This is a genomic window from Deltaproteobacteria bacterium (genome assembly GCA_029210625.1).
In the GTDB taxonomy this organism is placed as follows: Bacteria; Myxococcota; Myxococcia; order SLRQ01; family SLRQ01; genus JARGFU01.
On record JARGFU010000008.1, the window covers coordinates 207,262 to 222,684 of the forward strand.

Genomic DNA, 15,423 nt, shown 5'->3' on the forward strand with positions numbered 1-15,423 from the left:
AAAGACTCCCTCCATGAAGACTCCCATCGCAGCATCGGACCTGCTCGGTGTCCCCGCCCGGGGTGACCGGCAGAAGAAGGCCGGAACGATCTGGATCTGGATCCTCGGCGCCCTCGCCTTCGCCTTCGTCATCGGCTTCGGCCGGGGCACCGACCCGGCGGCCGCCCGGGTCCTCCTGGCGCTGACCGCCGCCACGGCGACCCTCGCCGTCCTCCTCCTCGGGGAGACCTTCGCCTCCCTGCGCGGCAGGCGGGACAGCTCCCTGGCCGAGTCGCTGACGAGCCACGCGGCCCTCGAGGAGGAGAAGAAGCAGATCCTCACCGCGCTCAAGGAGCTCGACTTCGACCGCTCCATGAACAAGATCAACGAGAGCGACTTCCAGGTGCTCCGCACCCGCTACGAGCGCGACGCCCTGCGGGTGCTCAAGGCCATCGACGAGGAGTTCGAGGGCTGGCGCCAGAAGGCCGAGGCCCTGGCCACCGAACACCTCGGCAAGGCCACCGGCGCCGCAGCGAGCCGTGAGCCCCGGAAGGCCGAGACGACCAAGGCCGCCCCGCCGGCGGCCGAGGCTCCGGCGAGCGCAGACTCGACGGGCGTCACCTGCCCGAGCTGCAAGACCTCCAACGACGCCGACTCCAGCTTCTGCAAGAAGTGTGGGAGCCGCCTGCCCCTGCCGGTGGTCTGCGGCTCCTGCGAGACCCGCAACGAGGCGGACGCCGAGTTCTGCACCCGCTGCGGCACCAAGCTCGGTGGAGGTGAGGCATGAAGCCCTCGATCACCCGGCTCCTCCTCCTCTCCCTCCTCCTGCTCCCCCTGGGCGCGCTGGCCCAGCAGGACGGCCCCCTCGAGAAGGTCACCGTGAAGGTGACCCAGGAGGGTGAGCCCGTCGCCGGCCTCGCGCTGCGCCTCATCGGCGAGCCCCCCGGCGGGGGCCAGATCACCTACGGCGAGGGCACCACCGACGCGGCCGGCCTCTTCGTGGTCGACGTGCCCTTCCGCGTGGGCGTGGTCCTCTTCGCCGAGGGCCGCTTCGACGGCGTGAAGTTCACCTCCCCCGAGAAGGCCTTCGCCGGGCAGCCGGGCGCGGGCCTCTCCCTGGAGATGAAGGTCTTCTCCTCCTCCTCTGCCTCGATCGCGGATCTCTCCTTCGGCCCCGACAGCCACGTGCAGCTCGAGAACATGGGCAACCGGCTGGAGATCACCGAGGTCTTCTTCATCCAGAACGCGAGCAAGAGCGCCTTCTCGCCCGAGGGCGGCCTCGCCATCCCCCTGGCCAAGGGCTTCAAGAACGTCACGGGCGTCGGCGGGAACCCCGTCTTCCAGCTCGAGCACGTCGGCGCCTCGGTGCCCGGCCCCTTCATGCCCGGCCAGACCGAGGTGCAGGTGCGCTACGACCTGCCCCTCGACTCCTCGACCGTGCGCTTCGAGCAGAAGGTGGAGGTGCCCTGGAGCACCGCCCGCGCCTTCATGCAGGAGGAGCCCGGCCTCGAGTTCACTGGCCCGCAGGTCGAGCGGCAGGAGCTCCGGGAGAGCAACGGCCGCCAGTGGCGCCTGGCCACCCTGCGCCCGCAGTCCGGCACCCTGAGCTTCACCATCAACAACCTCGAGGTCCGCTCGCAGAAGGGCCGCTGGTACGCCCTGGTCCTCTCGCTCCTGGTGGCCCTGGTCGGCTTCGGCTTCGGGCTGGCGCCGGTGAAGGACGAGCAGCTCGAGAGCGCCGCCCGCAAGGGCCTGCTCCAGGAGCGGGACACCCTCCTCGCCGACCTCGAGGAGCTCGAGCGCGACCGGGCCGAGGGCCGGATCGACGAGGAGGCCTTCACCGAGGACCGGCAGGCGGCCATCGACCAGCTGGCGGCGGTGCTGCGGACCCTGGAGAGCACCTCCGCGGAGCCGCAGGAGCGCCCTTGAGCCACGCGGCGCCGACCTTCGACACGGTCACCTGCGAGAAGGTCGGCCGGGTCTTCGGGCGCACGCGCGCGCTGCAGAACTTCAGCTTCGAGCTGCGCGCCGGCGAGGTCACCGCCCTGGTCGGGACCAACGGGGCCGGGAAGTCGACCCTCCTCGCCATCCTCTCCACCCTCCTCTCCCCCTCCTCGGGGAGCGTGCGCTACGGCGAGCTCTCCTTCCGGGAGGCGGGCGAGCGGGCGCGCGGGTCCATCGGCCTGGTCTCCCATGCCGCGCTGGTCTACCCCCAGCTCTCGGCCCGGGAGAACCTCGACTTCTTCGGCAAGCTGCACCACGTGCCCGAGCGGCGCGCGGCCATCGAGGCGATGCTCCAGAAGGTCGGCCTGATCCAGGCCGCCTGGGATCGCCCGGCCTCGACCTACAGCCGGGGCATGCTGCAGCGCCTGGCCCTGGCCCGGGCCCTGATGACCGACCCGCGCCTCCTGCTCCTCGACGAGCCCTTCACCGGCCTCGACCGCGAGGCCTCCGAGCGCCTCATCGAGATCGTCCGGCAGGCCAAGGCCGCCGGCCGGATCGTCCTGCTGGTCTCCCACGACCTGCAGGTCACCGCCGAGCTCGCCGACCGGACCGTGATCCTCGCCCGGGGCAAGCTGCAGCACGTGGTCGAGGAGCCGGTGAGCGGAGAGCAGCTCTCCGAGCTCTACCGGCAGCACACGGCGGCGGTGAAGGCTCGGGCCAGCGCTTGACGCCGCTCACATCCACCCCCCGGAGCCGGGTGCTAACGATGAATGCTCTGTAACGATTTCCTGGAGGTGGCGTGCCGATGAGCTCCCTTCCCATCCGCTCCGGGCTGCTCCTGATCCTTCCCTTCCTGCTCCTCTCCGGCGGCTGCTTCGGCGCCGTGGACGACTCGGACAGCCGCGACGGCAGCAGCCCGGACGCCTACCTCGAGATCCGCACCGGGGTGGGGGTCGACTACCCGCTGACCGCCAACCCCAGCTCACCCTTCCGTCCCCGGCGCTGGAACGGCACCGTCCACTATTGCCTCACACCCTGATCGCCAGCCGGCCCGGAGCGCCTCCGGGCGGGCTGGACACCCCACCGAGCTTTCGGCGATAGGAGGGCCCCATGGCCATCCTCAGAGAAGCCAGCGCCGTGCTGGCCAAGGACCTGAAGATCGAGCTGCGCTCGGGCGAGCTGCTCATCTCGATGCTGCTCTTCTCGGTCCTGGTGGTCCTGGTCTTCTCCTTCGCCTTCGTGCGGGGCGGGGCGCCCCTGCCGGACGTGGCCGCGGGCATCCTCTGGGTCTCCCTGGCCTTCGCCGGCACCCTGGGGCTCTCCCGCGCCTGGGACCGCGAGCGGGAGGCGGACGGCCTGCGGGCGCTGCTCCTCTCGCCCGCCGAGCGGCCGGCCATCTACCTGGGCAAGGCCCTGGGCATCTTCTTCTTCCTGCTGGTCACCAGCACCCTGATCGTGCCCCTGGTGGCGGTGCTCTTCGACGTCCCTCTCTTCCTCCACGGCGGCTGGCTCCTCCTGACCCTGCTGCTCGGCCTGCTCGGCTTCTCGGTGGTGGGGGCCTTCTTCGGGGCGCTGATGGCGCGCAGCCAGGCCCGCGACCTGCTGCTCTTCATCGTCCTCTACCCCCTGCTGATGCCCCTCTTCATCTCGGGGGTGATGGCCACCACCCAGGCCTTCTCCGCCGAGCCCCACTGGGATCAGCTGAACTTCTTCCTCACCCTGCTGGGGGTCTTCGACGTCCTGATGTTCGTCGGCGCGCTCTGGACCTTCGAGCGGCTGGTCATAGACTAGGAAGCCCATGAAGAACCTCCTCTTCGCCGCCGCCTGGCTGGTCTCGGCCGTGCTCCTCTCCTGGGGCACCTGGCTGACCTTCTTCCACGCCCCGGTCGAGGCCCAGATGGGCTTCGTCCAGAAGATCTTCTACTTCCACGTGCCCGTGGCCTGGATCTTCTTCCTGGCCGTGGCCGCCAACGCCGGCTCGAGCATCGGCTACCTGATCACCAAGAAGGACGGCGCCGATCGGGCCGCCCGCGGGGCCGCCGAGCTCGCCGTGATCTTCGGCCTGATGGTCCTCATCACCGGCCCCCTCTGGGGATGGAAGGCCTGGGGCCGCCCCTGGGTCTGGGACGTGCGCCTGACCTCCTCCCTGCTCCTCTGGCTGGTGCTGGTCGCCTACCTGGTGGTACGCGCCTACGGCGGCCACTCGGCGCGCAACCTCGCGGCCGGCCTCTCGATCTTCGCGGTGCTGCAGGTGCCCCTGATCTACTGGTCGGTGGATCTCTGGCGCGGCACCCACCCCCCGCGCCTCGTCTCCGAGGGCGGCCTGAACTCCGACATGGCCACCGCCCTGTGGACCTGCGTCTTCGCCTTCATCTTCCTCTTCGCCGTCCTCTATGCCCTCCGCCTGGCCATCGGCCGGCAGGAGGGGCGCCTGGACGAGCTGCACCTCCACCTCGAGGACCTCGAGGAGATCCACGGATGACCCTTCGCCTGATCGCAGCCCTCCTCCTCCTCTCGCCCACCCTCTGCCTCGCCCAGGGCGAGGTCGCGGCCGACGCCACCACCCCGGAGGCCGAGGCCGCCGAGCCCGTCGTGGCCGAGGCCGCCGCTGAAGCCGCCGCCGAGGCTCCCGCCGAGCCCGCGGCCGCCCCCGAGGCGCCCACGCCCCCTCCGGGCTACGAGCAGGTCAGCGGCGCCGGCTCCGCGCAGTCCCCCATCGAGGCGCCGCCCCTGGTGATCGTCTCCTACGTGGTGATCTGGCTGCTCACCCTCCTCTACCTCTTCTACCTCTGGCGCCGGCAGGCGGCCCTCAAGGCCGAGATCGACGCCCTCCAGGCCCGGCTCCTGGAGCTGGACGGAAAGTAGGACGCCCCCATGGAAGAGTCGCACTTCACGCTGGCCCACATCCTCTACATCCCCGTCTGCGTGGCCGTCGGCCTCGTCGCCGGCTGGGTCCTCGGCGGCCGCGCCGCGCTGCGGGAGGCCGAGAACCAGAAGAGCCGCGAGGCCTCCCGCGAGGAGGAGCGCGAGCGCCGGAAGGCCGAGCGCGCGGCGAGGCACGCCCAGCAGTAGGGCCGCACCCCATTTGACGGCATCGGTGGGGCGGATCCACATTGTCCGCCTTCGAATCGGGAGGTTTGCATGAGCACCGACGCCGCCAACGAGAGCACGCCCGCAGCCGAGCTGCCCACCTCCGGGCCGGTGGTCCTGACCGACGCCGCGCTGGAGCAGATGCGCACGGCCCTCGAGGCCGAGCCCGACCCCGACCTGGGCATCCGGGTCGCCGTGGTCGGCGGCGGCTGCGCCGGCTTCCAGTACTCGATGAACCTCGAGAAGGGCTCGCGGCCGGGCGACACCGTCTGGGTACAGCAGGGCATCTCGTTCTTCGTGGACAAGCTCTCCATCGGCTACCTCGCCGGGTGCCAGGTGGACTGGGTCAGCAGCCCGATGGGCGCGGGCTTCAAGTTCACGAACCCCAACGTCACGACCACCTGTGGTTGTGGCTCCTCCTTCGCCTGATACGAGGAAGCTCCCATGTCCCTCTTGTTCGAAGGCCTCGAAGGGGGGCCCTTCCTGGAGAACACGTGGATCGTCGGTGACCCCGAGAGCGGGGACGCGGTCCTGGTCGATCCCGGCTCCTTCGACGCCGCGGACCTCGACGCCCTCGTCGGCCGCCTCGAGCACCACGGGCTGACGCCCCGGGCCATCGTGAACACCCACGGGCACATCGATCACATCGCCGGGGTGCACGCCCTCCAGGAGCGCTTTGGCCTCCCCTTCTACATTCACCCGGGGGAGAAGATGTGGCTCTCCTCCCTGCCGCAGCAGTGCGCGATGTTCGGCGTGCCGCCGATCCCGACGCCGAAGGTGGATCACTGGATCTCCGACGGCGACCTGCTCGAGTTCGGCACCCTGAAGATCGAGGTGCGTCACCTCCCGGGCCACACCAAGGGGGGCTGCGCGCTCCTCCTGGATGGTCACGTCCTGGTGGGCGACACCCTCTTCGCGGGCAGCGTCGGCCGGACCGACTTCCCGGACGGCGACGCCGACACCCTCGCCCGGAGCATCCGCGAGGGGCTCTACAGCCTCGACGACGAGACCATCGTCCACTCGGGGCACGGCCCGGACACCACCATCGGGCGCGAGCGGCAGACCAACCCCTTCGTGCGAGGCTAGATCATGGGCGAGGTCGGCGAGATCCGGTTCAGGCAGCTCTTCATCGACGGAGCGTTTCGTGACGCCGCGAGCGGCGCGACCCTCGAGGTGATCGAGCCGGCCACCGAGGAGGTGCTGGCCGAGGTGCAGGCCGCGGGCGCGGCCGAGGTCGACCTCGCGGTGACCGCCGCGCGCCGGGCCTTCGACGATGGCCGCTGGTCGGGCCTCGACGCGGGCCAGCGCGCCCGGATCCTCTTCGAGATGGCGCGCATCCTCGACGAGCGCCGCGGCGCTATCGCGCCGATCGAGAGCCGGGACGCGGGCAAGACCCTCTTCGACTCCGGCAAGATCGAGATCCCCTTCGCCGCCGAGCTGCTGCGCTACTACGGCGGCTGGGCGACCAAGCTCCACGGCCAGACCTCGCTGAACAAGCCGGGCACCCTCCTCTACACCCTGCGCCAGCCGGTGGGGGTCGTGGGCGCGATCGTGCCCTGGAACTTCCCCCTGCTGATGGCCATGTGGAAGGTCGCGCCGGCCCTGGCCGCCGGCTGCACGGTGGTGCTCAAGCCCGCCGAGCTCACCCCCCTCTCGGCCCTCGAGCTCGCCGACATCGCCCGGGAGGCCGGCCTCCCCGACGGCGTGCTGAACGTCATCCCCGGCCTCGGCTCGGTCGCCGGGCAGGCGCTGGTCGAGCACCCGGGCGTCGACAAGATCGCCTTCACCGGCTCGACCGCGGTGGGCCAGCAGGTGATGCGCACCGCCGCCGGCTCGCTCAAGCGCCTCTCCCTGGAGCTGGGCGGCAAGAGCGCCAACATCGTCTTCGCCGACGCCGACGTGGACGCGGCGGTGAAGACCGCCCTGACCGGCATCTTCTACAACAAGGGCGAGGTCTGCGCCGCGGGCTCGCGCCTGCTGGTGGAGCGACCGATCTACGAGCAGGTCGTCGAGGCGGTCACCGCCAAGGCCGGCAAGCTCACCCTGGGCTCGCCCCTGGAGAAGACCACCCGGATGGGGCCCCTGGTCTCCGCCGGGCAGCTCGAGCGGGTGCTCGGCTACATCGAGAAGGGCAAGGCCGAGGGCGCCCGCCTCTGCTGCGGTGGCGAGCGCGACACCTCTGCGACCGGCGGCAAGGGCTACTTCGTGCAGCCGACCGTCTTCGCCGACGTCGACCCGGCGGCCACCATCGCCCGGGAGGAGATCTTCGGCCCGGTGCTCTCGGTCATCCCCTTCGAGGGCGAGGCCGAGGCCGTGAAGATCGCCAACGGCACCGCCTACGGCCTCGCCGCCGCGGTGCACACCGCCGACGGCGCCCGGGGTCACCGGGTGGCGCAGGCCCTGAAGGCCGGCACCGTCTGGATCAACACCTACAACATGTACGATCCCGACCTGCCCTTCGGCGGCTTCGGCGAGAGCGGCTTCGGCCGCGAGCTCGGCGGCCACGCCCTGGATCTCTACACCGAGACCAAGAGCGTCTGGACGCACCTGGGCTGAGGCCTCCGCCCGGCGCTTCGGGCACAGCGACGCGCTGCCGTAGTATCGTCTCCAGGACTCGACGCCGGGGGCCCTGGTGACCGCAGCGATGATCCGGAGAACCGACACCCACGCGGGGAGGCCCCGCGCGCTCGGTGTACGCCTGCGCCGGCTCGGATCGAGGCTGTTGATCGTGCTCTGGCTCGCCCCGCTCCCCGCCCGGGCCAGCAGCGGGGTCACCCTGCGCTGGAAGCCCGTGCTGGGCGCCGATCACTACCTGCTGCAGATCGCGAGCGACCCCGCCTTCGCCCGCCCGGTCCTCGAGGTGAAGGTCCCCACCACCCGCTACGTCTGGAAGGATCCGCCCCGCGGCACCTTCGTCTACCGGGTGCGCTCCGTGGACGCGGACGACCGGGCCGGCCCGTGGAGCGCGACCAGGGAGATCACCCTGGGGATGGTCGATCCGCCCCGGCTCGAGGCGCCCCCGGATCGCGCCCGGATCACCCCGCAGGAGGCCGGAGCGACGATGGAGCTGGTGCTCGCCGGACCCGAGTCGCGGCCCGGTCAGCTGACCCCGGTCCGCTTCGTCGTCGAGATCTCCCGCGATCCTCGCCTCGCCGAGGGAACGACCCGCTTCGAGACCGGCGACCTGCGAAGCCGCCGGCCCGTGCCCGGGCTCGGCCGCTTCCACTGGCGCGCCTGGGGCATCGACGCGGGCGGCGCCCGCTCGGCCCCCACCGAGGCTCGCAGCTTCGTGGTCGAGCTGGCGGCGCCGGAGATCCTCGCCCCCGGCGCCCGCGCCTTCCTCGTCGAAGGCGAAGGTGAGGTCGAGCTGCGCTGGAGCGAGGTGCCGCTGGCGACGGGCTGGGAGGTGACGCTCCGGCGAGGCAAGCTCGCCCCCACCCTCCACCAGAGCCCCACCAACCGACTCCGGCTCCCCGTGCCCCCGGCCGGACGCATCGAGTGGACGGTGCGGGGCCTCGGTAGCGCGGGGGAGAAGGGGCCCGTCACCCGGGGCCGCTTCCAGGTGCAACCCAGCGGCCCGCTCCTGGTCGCGCCCGAGGACGGCTTCGTGCAGGCCCCGGACGCCCCGACCCTCCGTCCGAGCTGGAGGGCCTACCGCGAGGCAGCGGACTACCAGGTCAAGCTCGCCCGGGCGGACGGGGACGAGGTCGTCGTGGGGTGCACGGTGTCCGCGCTCGACTGCGAGCTGGCCGGGCTCGAGCCCGGCGCCTACCGCTGGCAGGTGGTGGCGAGGGGGAAGCGCGGGGCCTTCGCCTCGGCCTGGCGGACCTTCGAGGTCTCGGCGCCCGAGCTCGAGAGGGAGGACGGCCGCCCGCCCGCGGCAACGAAGGAGGTGGTCGCCGCCGCCGGCCCCTCACGCTCGACGATCGCCGTCGGGCTCGGCGAGGCCTCGCCCGGCCTGCGGGTGGGCCCCCAGGTGGGGGTGCTGAGCACCCTGTCGCCGGCGACCGCCCTGCTCCTGGGGATCCGCGGTGATGCCCCCCTGCCCTTCCTCTCCCATCGCCTCCGCCTCTCCCTGCTCTCGGGCTTCTGGTGGCGGGGAGGAGAGATCCCGGCCCAGCCCGGCCTGCCGGAGCCCATCGTGCAGCGGGTCCGGGCGCTCGACCTGGGGACGGCGCTCGCCCTCGAGCTCCCGACCCCGGCGCTCCTCTTCCGCGTGGGGGTGGGGCCCCACCTGGGGCTGGTCTGGGCGCGGGTCGGCCCGGAGCGGGCCGTCATCGCTCGCCCGGGCGGGCTGCTCTTCCTCGGCGGCGATCGCCGCCTCGGCCCCGGCTCGCTCTCGGCCGAGCTGGTCTTCACCCTCGAGGTGGGTCAGCCGGAGCTCATCGAGCTCCCCCGGGCGACCCTGGTCTTCACCCTCGCCTACCTGCTGGACCTCTAGGCCGGCTCCTCTAGGGGTGCGCCTCAGCGGGACCGACCCGCAGGAAGGTCGAGGGGTCGGCCTGGTTCGCGTACTCGAGGGCGATCCACTCCGGGGTGCGGTCGACGCTCGAGAAGCGGACCTCGTCGATCATCCCATCGATCGTGCTACCGGTTGCCTCGAAGATCCGCCCGCCCATGTTGAAGGGGCTCGACGAGCTGCCCAGGGCGGCCACGGGGATCCGGTGCTTCTCCTGACCGTCGACGTAGAGGATGGCCTCGGCCCCGTCGAGGGTGGCCGCCAGGTGGAACCAGGCGTCGAGGGGAAACTCGGCGGTGCAGAGGCTCTGGGCGGTCTTGCCCGGGCACAGCTCGGTCTGGTCGGGCGTCCAGAGGTTGATGCGATCGGACCAGAAGAGGCCCAGCTCCATGGCGTTGTCCTGGCCGACCAGCCCCGGGCGGATCGCGTTGTCCGTGCTGCGCAGGTGGACCCAGAGGGTCACCGAGGCCCTGGCCTGACCGTCGATGAGGCTCACGCCGGTGGTCAGGAAGTCGTCGACGCCGTCGAAGTCCTGACCCCACCCGATCTGGGCCGGCACCCGGGCCGGGACGCTGGCCGCCACCCCGTCGCCGCCGGTGGCGTCGTTGGCGCTCGCGCTCGCGTCCCGGAACTCGCCCGCCGTGCCCGCGCCGAGCTCGGCCAGGTGCCAGACTCCCTCGAAGCCCCTCGACCACACCGAGGCGACGCTCGGATCGGCGGCGACGGTGGGATCTCCGTAGTAGAGGAAGAAGGTCGTGCCGGCCACGGTGTCCAGGACCGGGAGCTTGACCCAGGCCACGAGCTCCCCCGTCCCCGGGTCGAAGTGCTCGAGCTCGTGTTCGAGCCGGTTGCCGGCGAGGTCGGCGAAGGTCAGATCCCAGCCGCTCGGGAGCGCGCTCGCCCGGAGCTCGGCGTCACGCCCGAGGTGGACCAGCACCGGGAAGTCGCCCTCGGTGGTCGCCGGAGCTCGGGCCGGGATGTCGATCCGCTTTCGGTGGGCGTGGCCGTCCAGGATCGCCGGCCAGGGCACCACCGACCCGGGCGGCGAGACCAGGACCGGCGCGGCGAGGGAGGCTCGACGGCCCCGCGGATCCCTGAGGCTCAGCTGGTAAGCCCCGGCGCCCAGGGTCGCCGGTGACTCGAACTCGAGCTGGCCCTCGGCGACGAGCTCGGCCTGCACCTCGATCTGTTCCGGGTCGCCGACCAGCTCGACACGGAAGCGACCGTCGACCGACGCGGCCCCCGGATCGACGAGATCGCCCCGGACCCGGGAGTAGAGGTGCTCTCCCTCGAGGCGCAGAGTGACCGTCTCGCCCTCGATCCAACCCGCGGGCACCAGGGCCTCGAGGCGGGGCGGCGGCGGCGCGTCCCGACAGGCGGCCAGCCCGGCCAGCGCGGCAAGGAGGAGGGGAGTGGCGGGGCGCAGGAAGATGGTCGTCTACCTCGATGGGGAACCGTCCAACCGGGGAATCGAGAGGGGCGAGCCTCCCGGCAGCCTACACCCGGTGGACCGGCGAGCGCGATCGACCGGGCCCACCCGCGTCCGGCTTGCTCGCATCTCCGCCCCGAGGAGCCCGGTTCTCGCAGATCGCAGCGAGACCTCGTGCGTAGAGAGGGCATGGCCCGAGCTGCGCCCTGCCTCCTCCTGATCTTCCTCTGCCTGGGGGCGGGCGAGCGCCAGCAGCTCCTGCCCGCGAGCGAGGCCCCGGCCCGCGACTGGTTCGGCTACCGGGCCGACGCCTCGGCCGCCGGCCGGGTGGTGGGCGCGCCCTTGACGGAGGTCCGCGGTCAGAAGGAGGCCGGGGCGGTCTACCTCTACCGGCGGGACGGGGCGCGGCCGATCCAGCGGATCCCGGCGCCGCAGCCGAAGCTCGGGGGGCGCTTCGGCGCGGCGGTGGCCCTCGGCGACGACGCGCTGCTGGTCGGCGCCCCGGGGAAGGCCTGCGCCTACCTCTACGCGCCGGATCCGGACGGGCGCTGGCAGGTGGTGGCCACCCTGCGCCCGCCTACCGGGGGCGCCTTCATCGGCCACAGCTGGTTCGGCAACGCCGTGGCGATCTTCGGCGACACCCTCGCGGTGGGCGCGCCCTCCCAGGAGGGCGGCGGGCTCGACCCCGCCGGCAGCGTCCACCTCTTCCGGCGCGGCGAGGACGGGCAGTGGCGGCACGCGGGCGCGCTCCACCACCCCCGGGGCGAGCCGGGCGACGGCTTCGGCATGAGCCTCGCGGGGACCGGCGACCTGCTGGTGGTGGGCGCCCCGAGAGATCACGTCGACCGGTGGTGGTTCCGGGGCACAGCGCACCTCTTCCGCCGGGACGCCGAGGGCCGCTTCCACCACGAGCGCGAGCTGGAGCCGGTCGGACCCCCCTGGCGCTGGAGCCACTTCGGGGGCGCCGTCGACGTGGACGAGCGGGGCCGGGTGGCCATCGCCGGTGGCAGCAGCCGCTGGGCCCTCGACGGCGCGGCGGTGATCTACCAGCCCGGCCCCGGTGGGGCCTGGGAGGGGGTGGCCCTCTTTCCTCGCCTCCCCGGGGATCTGCCGCCCCCCTCCCGGCACCCGACCAGCCACACCACCGAGGTGCGGCTGGCCGGCGGCCGGCTCTTCCTGGCGGCCGCGCAGCCCGGCTTCGGCCTCGAGCGCCCCGGCGTGCTGGTCTTCCAGGAGAGCGACGCCGGGTGGGTGCCCGGCGAGAGCCTCGAGCTGCCCCCGCAGAACGCCGCCGCTCAGTACTGGTACCTGAGCCTGGCGGCGCACGGCGAGGAGGTGGTCGTGGGGGTGCTCCACCACGACACCTCGGTGGGGGCCCGCGCCCGGGGCTCGGCCCACCTCTTCGAGCTGCGCTAGCGCCCTAGGGCAGGCTCAGCTCGAGGAAGTGCCCGGCCACCTCGAAGGGGGGACCCTCCTCGCTGCAGCGCAATACTTGAAGCGTCGCCACCATGGCCTCCTCGAGGCCGGCCTCCCGGTCCTCCTCGGCGACCACCCGCAGCTTGAGCTCCTGGCCGGGCGTGAAGGGCACGTCGGAGGAGACGCTGATCCCCTCCATGGTGATGTTGGTCACCCGCCCGTGGGCGACGACGTCGGAGACTGAGTCGTGAAGGGTCACCTCGGCGTCGAGCGGGACCCGCGGCAAGCTGCGTTGTTCGGTCATCGGCGCTCTCCCTCGTCGCCCCCCACGAGAAGTAGACGGACTCATCATAGGACCAGCCTCGGCCCCAGGACCAGGGAAGCGGCGGCCCTCCCCCCCTCCTTTCACCATTGAATCTGCGGCCGTGAAGACTATTGTGCCCCCCGCAACCCAGGCGCACTCCGGAGGCAATCTTGAGCTACCCCTTCTGGGACATCCCCTTCGGCTACGGCCCCCTCATGGGTGGGCTAGCCATCTTCCACGTCTTCATCTCTCACTTCGCGGTGGGCGGCGGCCTCTACCTGGTGGTGGTCGAGACCATCGCCCGCAAGAAGAACGACACCGAGACCCTCGACTTCCTCGAGGGCCTCTCGAAGTTCTTCGTGCTGACCACCCTGGTGATGGGGGCGCTGACCGGCGTCGGCATCTGGTTCATCATCGGCCTGCTGAACCCGGCGGCCACCGAGGCCCTGATCCGCCACTACGTCTGGGCCTGGGCGATCGAGTGGACCATGTTCGTGGTCGAGATCGCCGCGGCGATCCTCTACTTCTACGGCTGGAAGAAGATGGACCCGAAGGCCCACCTCAAGCTGGGCTGGCTCTACTTCGGCGCGGCCTGGGGCTCGCTCCTGGTGATCAACGGGATCATCACCTTCATGCTCACCCCCGGCACCTGGCTGGAGACGGGCAGCTTCTGGGACGGCTACTTCAACCCGACCTTCTGGCCCTCGCTGGTCTTCCGCACCGGCATCGCCATCACCATGGCGGGCCTCTGGAGCGTGATGGTCCTCTCTCGCCGGAAGGCCGACGACTTCAAGGCCCGGGCGGTGCGCCACACCACGGCCTGGGGCCTGCTGGGCCTCGCGATCACGGTGCCCTCCTTCTACTGGTACTGGCTGGCCATCCCCGAGGCGATGCGCACGACCCTCGTCGAGCAGATGCCCACCCCGATGATGGCCTTCAAGATGACCTACGTGCTGGCCGCCGTGCTGGCGGGCATCTTCCTGGTCTTCGGCATCGCCCTCTCCCGCCGCTTCGTCTTCCCCATCGCCGCGGTGGCGATGGTCGTGGGCATCCTCTCCTTCGGCTCCTTCGAGTGGTTCCGGGAGTCGGCCCGCAAGCCCTACGTCATCGGCGGCTACATGTACGGCAACGGGATCGAGGTGGCGAAGGTCGAGACCTTCCAGAAGGAGGGGATGCTGACCCACATCCCCTACCGCACCGAGGACGCCGGCGCCGACCTCTTCCGGCACGCCTGCCGGCACTGCCACACCCTCGACGGCTACAAGCCCCTCGAGCCCGCCCTCGGAGGCATGGACACCGACTTCATCGCGGGCGTGATCAAGGGCACCCAGGTCATCAAGGGGAACATGCCCCCCTTCGCCGGGAGCGAGGGGGAGGTCCAGCTCCTGGCCGACTACCTGGCGCGGGCCACCGACCAGCGGCCCCTGGCCGAGATCACGGGACTCTCGGGCAAGGCGCTGGGCGCCGAGGTCTACGCCCGGCGCTGCGGGATCTGCCACGAGCTCGGGGGCTTCCGGGACATCAGCGAGTCGCTGGTCGACTCGGACGCCGAGGAGCTCGGCGCGCTCCTCGACTCGGCCGGTGAGTACGCCGAGGAGATGCCCGCCTTCACCGGAGACGACACCGAGCGCGCGGCGCTGATCGAGTTCCTCGAGGCGCTCGAGCCCGCCGCCCAGGAGGACGCATCGTGAACCTTCCCACCCATGACTTCCTCTCCGCGCCCCTCTGGCTGCTGACCACCCTCCACATCCTGACCCTCACCCTCCACTTCGTGGCGATGAACTTCGTCCTGGGCGGGGTGGCGATCATGATCTGGGGCAAGTGGACCGATCGCTGGGAGAACCCGGTCGTCCAGACCTTCGTGAAGGCCTTCCCCTCGGTGATGGCCGCCACCGTGACCCTGGGCGTGGCGCCCCTGCTCTTCGCCCAGCTGGTCTACGGCCAGGTGATCTACTCGGCGGCGGTGACCAGCGCCTGGTTCTTCCTGGCCATCGTGCCGGTGGTCATCCTCGGCTACTACTCCTTCTACGGCGCCGCCCTCTTCGACCTCTCGGGTGAGCGCAAGTCCCGCCTGCTGGTGGTGGCGCTGACCTGCCTGGTCTACGTCAGCCTGGTCTACGTCACCGTCTTCGCCATGGCGGAGAGCCCCGAGAAGATGGCCGCGGCCTACGCCAACAGCCCCGGCGGCTGGGTGATCTACCCGGTGGTGGGGGAGTGGTTCTTCCGCTGGGCGCACATGTTCCTGGGGGCCCTCACCGTCGGCGGCTACTTCGTGGGCCTGCTGGGCCGGGAGAACGAGGAGGCCTTCAAGATCGGCAAGACCTTCTACCTCTGGGGCCTCATCGGCGCCTCCCTGGCTGGCCTCGCCTACGTGGGCATGCTGGGGGATCACCTCAAGCCCTTCATGCAGAGCTCGGGCATCTGGGTGCTGACGGTCGCGGTCGTCCTCTCCCTGGGCTCGGCCCACCTCTTCTTCAAGAAGAAGTTCGTGCCGAGCGGCGCCCTGATCTTCCTCTCCCTGCTGGGGATGGTGATCACCCGCCACATCCTGCGCCTGGTGAAGCTGCGCGAGGTCTTCGACCCCGCCAGCATCCGGGTGGACGCCCAGTGGAGCCTCGCCGGCCTCTTCATCCTCTGCTTCGTGATCATGCTCGGCCTGCTCTTCTGGATGGTGAAGCTTTTCCGTACTACCGGGGGTGCCGCGCACCCCCGCCCCACCGGCGAAGCCGTCGGGGCCCCACCCCCGCGCTGAAGGGGGAGCTCTCGCCCCCCTTCCCGGCAGGAGACCTGCCGGGTCCCTAC

General features: G+C 71.5%; 17 protein-coding genes. 15 read left to right on the forward strand and 2 right to left on the reverse strand.

Features of this window, described 5'->3' with window-relative positions; genetic code table 11:
* The first annotated feature begins 13 nt into the window (after positions 1 to 13).
* The 12 genes from P1V51_09770 to P1V51_09825 all read left to right on the forward strand — a co-directional run bounded on the left by P1V51_09770 (position 14) and on the right by P1V51_09825 (position 9,454).
* Positions 14 to 766 (forward strand): zinc ribbon domain-containing protein, encoded by a 753-nt coding sequence (locus P1V51_09770; GenBank protein MDF1563322.1) that lies wholly within the window; start codon positions 14 to 16, stop codon positions 764 to 766.
* On the forward strand, positions 763 to 1,908 hold the full coding sequence (locus tag P1V51_09775) for a hypothetical protein (protein MDF1563323.1): 1,146 nt from the start codon (positions 763 to 765) through the stop codon (positions 1,906 to 1,908). Before P1V51_09770 ends, P1V51_09775 begins: the two co-directional genes overlap by 4 nt.
* Positions 1,905 to 2,651: an ABC transporter ATP-binding protein gene (locus tag P1V51_09780; protein MDF1563324.1), complete on the forward strand. Its 747-nt coding sequence runs from the start codon at positions 1,905 to 1,907 to the stop codon at positions 2,649 to 2,651. Before P1V51_09775 ends, P1V51_09780 begins: the two co-directional genes overlap by 4 nt.
* Positions 2,652 to 2,728: 77 nt before the next feature.
* Complete coding sequence (locus P1V51_09785; protein MDF1563325.1) at positions 2,729 to 2,962, forward strand: hypothetical protein; 234 nt, start codon at positions 2,729 to 2,731, stop codon at positions 2,960 to 2,962.
* A gap of 71 nt (positions 2,963 to 3,033) precedes the next feature.
* Positions 3,034 to 3,714, forward strand: coding sequence for a heme exporter protein CcmB (locus P1V51_09790; GenBank protein MDF1563326.1), 681 nt, complete (start codon positions 3,034 to 3,036; stop codon positions 3,712 to 3,714).
* A 7-nt stretch (positions 3,715 to 3,721) separates the two neighbouring features.
* Positions 3,722 to 4,405, forward strand: a complete 684-nt coding sequence (gene ccsA, locus P1V51_09795; protein ID MDF1563327.1) for a cytochrome c biogenesis protein CcsA — start codon at positions 3,722 to 3,724, stop codon at positions 4,403 to 4,405.
* Positions 4,402 to 4,788: a CcmD family protein gene (locus P1V51_09800; protein ID MDF1563328.1), complete on the forward strand. Its 387-nt coding sequence runs from the start codon at positions 4,402 to 4,404 to the stop codon at positions 4,786 to 4,788. The genes ccsA and P1V51_09800 overlap by 4 nt, the downstream gene beginning before the upstream one ends.
* 9 nt (positions 4,789 to 4,797) lie before the next feature.
* Positions 4,798 to 4,995, forward strand: a complete 198-nt coding sequence (locus P1V51_09805) for a hypothetical protein (GenBank protein ID MDF1563329.1) — start codon at positions 4,798 to 4,800, stop codon at positions 4,993 to 4,995.
* A gap of 69 nt (positions 4,996 to 5,064) precedes the next feature.
* The gene (locus P1V51_09810) at positions 5,065 to 5,442 is read left to right on the forward strand and encodes an iron-sulfur cluster assembly accessory protein (GenBank protein MDF1563330.1); all 378 of its coding nucleotides are present in this window, start codon (positions 5,065 to 5,067) and stop codon (positions 5,440 to 5,442) included.
* A gap of 15 nt (positions 5,443 to 5,457) precedes the next feature.
* Positions 5,458 to 6,099 (forward strand): MBL fold metallo-hydrolase, encoded by a 642-nt coding sequence (locus tag P1V51_09815; protein ID MDF1563331.1) that lies wholly within the window; start codon positions 5,458 to 5,460, stop codon positions 6,097 to 6,099.
* Positions 6,100 to 6,102: 3 nt separating this feature from the next.
* The gene (locus tag P1V51_09820) at positions 6,103 to 7,569 is read left to right on the forward strand and encodes an aldehyde dehydrogenase family protein (GenBank protein ID MDF1563332.1); all 1,467 of its coding nucleotides are present in this window, start codon (positions 6,103 to 6,105) and stop codon (positions 7,567 to 7,569) included.
* Positions 7,570 to 7,741: 172 nt separating this feature from the next.
* Positions 7,742 to 9,454 carry a hypothetical protein gene (locus P1V51_09825; GenBank protein MDF1563333.1) on the forward strand — a complete coding sequence of 571 codons (1,713 nt, stop codon included), beginning with the start codon at positions 7,742 to 7,744 and terminating at the stop codon, positions 9,452 to 9,454.
* 10 nt (positions 9,455 to 9,464) lie between these two features.
* Here P1V51_09825 and P1V51_09830 read toward each other — a convergent pair whose 3' ends face one another.
* Positions 9,465 to 10,808: a DUF2341 domain-containing protein gene (locus tag P1V51_09830; protein ID MDF1563334.1), complete on the reverse strand. Its 1,344-nt coding sequence runs from the start codon at positions 10,806 to 10,808 to the stop codon at positions 9,465 to 9,467.
* Between the two features lie 282 nt (positions 10,809 to 11,090).
* Between P1V51_09830 and P1V51_09835 the strand changes: the two genes are divergently transcribed.
* Positions 11,091 to 12,317, forward strand: coding sequence for a hypothetical protein (locus P1V51_09835; protein MDF1563335.1), 1,227 nt, complete (start codon positions 11,091 to 11,093; stop codon positions 12,315 to 12,317).
* Positions 12,318 to 12,321: 4 nt separating this feature from the next.
* On the opposite strand, the gene P1V51_09840 is transcribed toward P1V51_09835, so the two are convergent.
* Positions 12,322 to 12,621: a PilZ domain-containing protein gene (locus tag P1V51_09840; protein MDF1563336.1), complete on the reverse strand. Its 300-nt coding sequence runs from the start codon at positions 12,619 to 12,621 to the stop codon at positions 12,322 to 12,324.
* A gap of 170 nt (positions 12,622 to 12,791) precedes the next feature.
* Between P1V51_09840 and P1V51_09845 the strand changes: the two genes are divergently transcribed.
* Both P1V51_09845 and P1V51_09850 read left to right on the forward strand, forming a co-directional pair.
* A complete protein-coding gene (locus tag P1V51_09845; protein ID MDF1563337.1) occupies positions 12,792 to 14,312 on the forward strand; it encodes a c-type cytochrome in 1,521 nt (506 codons plus the stop codon).
* Positions 14,309 to 15,373 carry a hypothetical protein gene (locus tag P1V51_09850; protein ID MDF1563338.1) on the forward strand — a complete coding sequence of 355 codons (1,065 nt, stop codon included), beginning with the start codon at positions 14,309 to 14,311 and terminating at the stop codon, positions 15,371 to 15,373. Before P1V51_09845 ends, P1V51_09850 begins: the two co-directional genes overlap by 4 nt.
* The last annotated feature ends 50 nt before the right edge of the window (positions 15,374 to 15,423 follow it).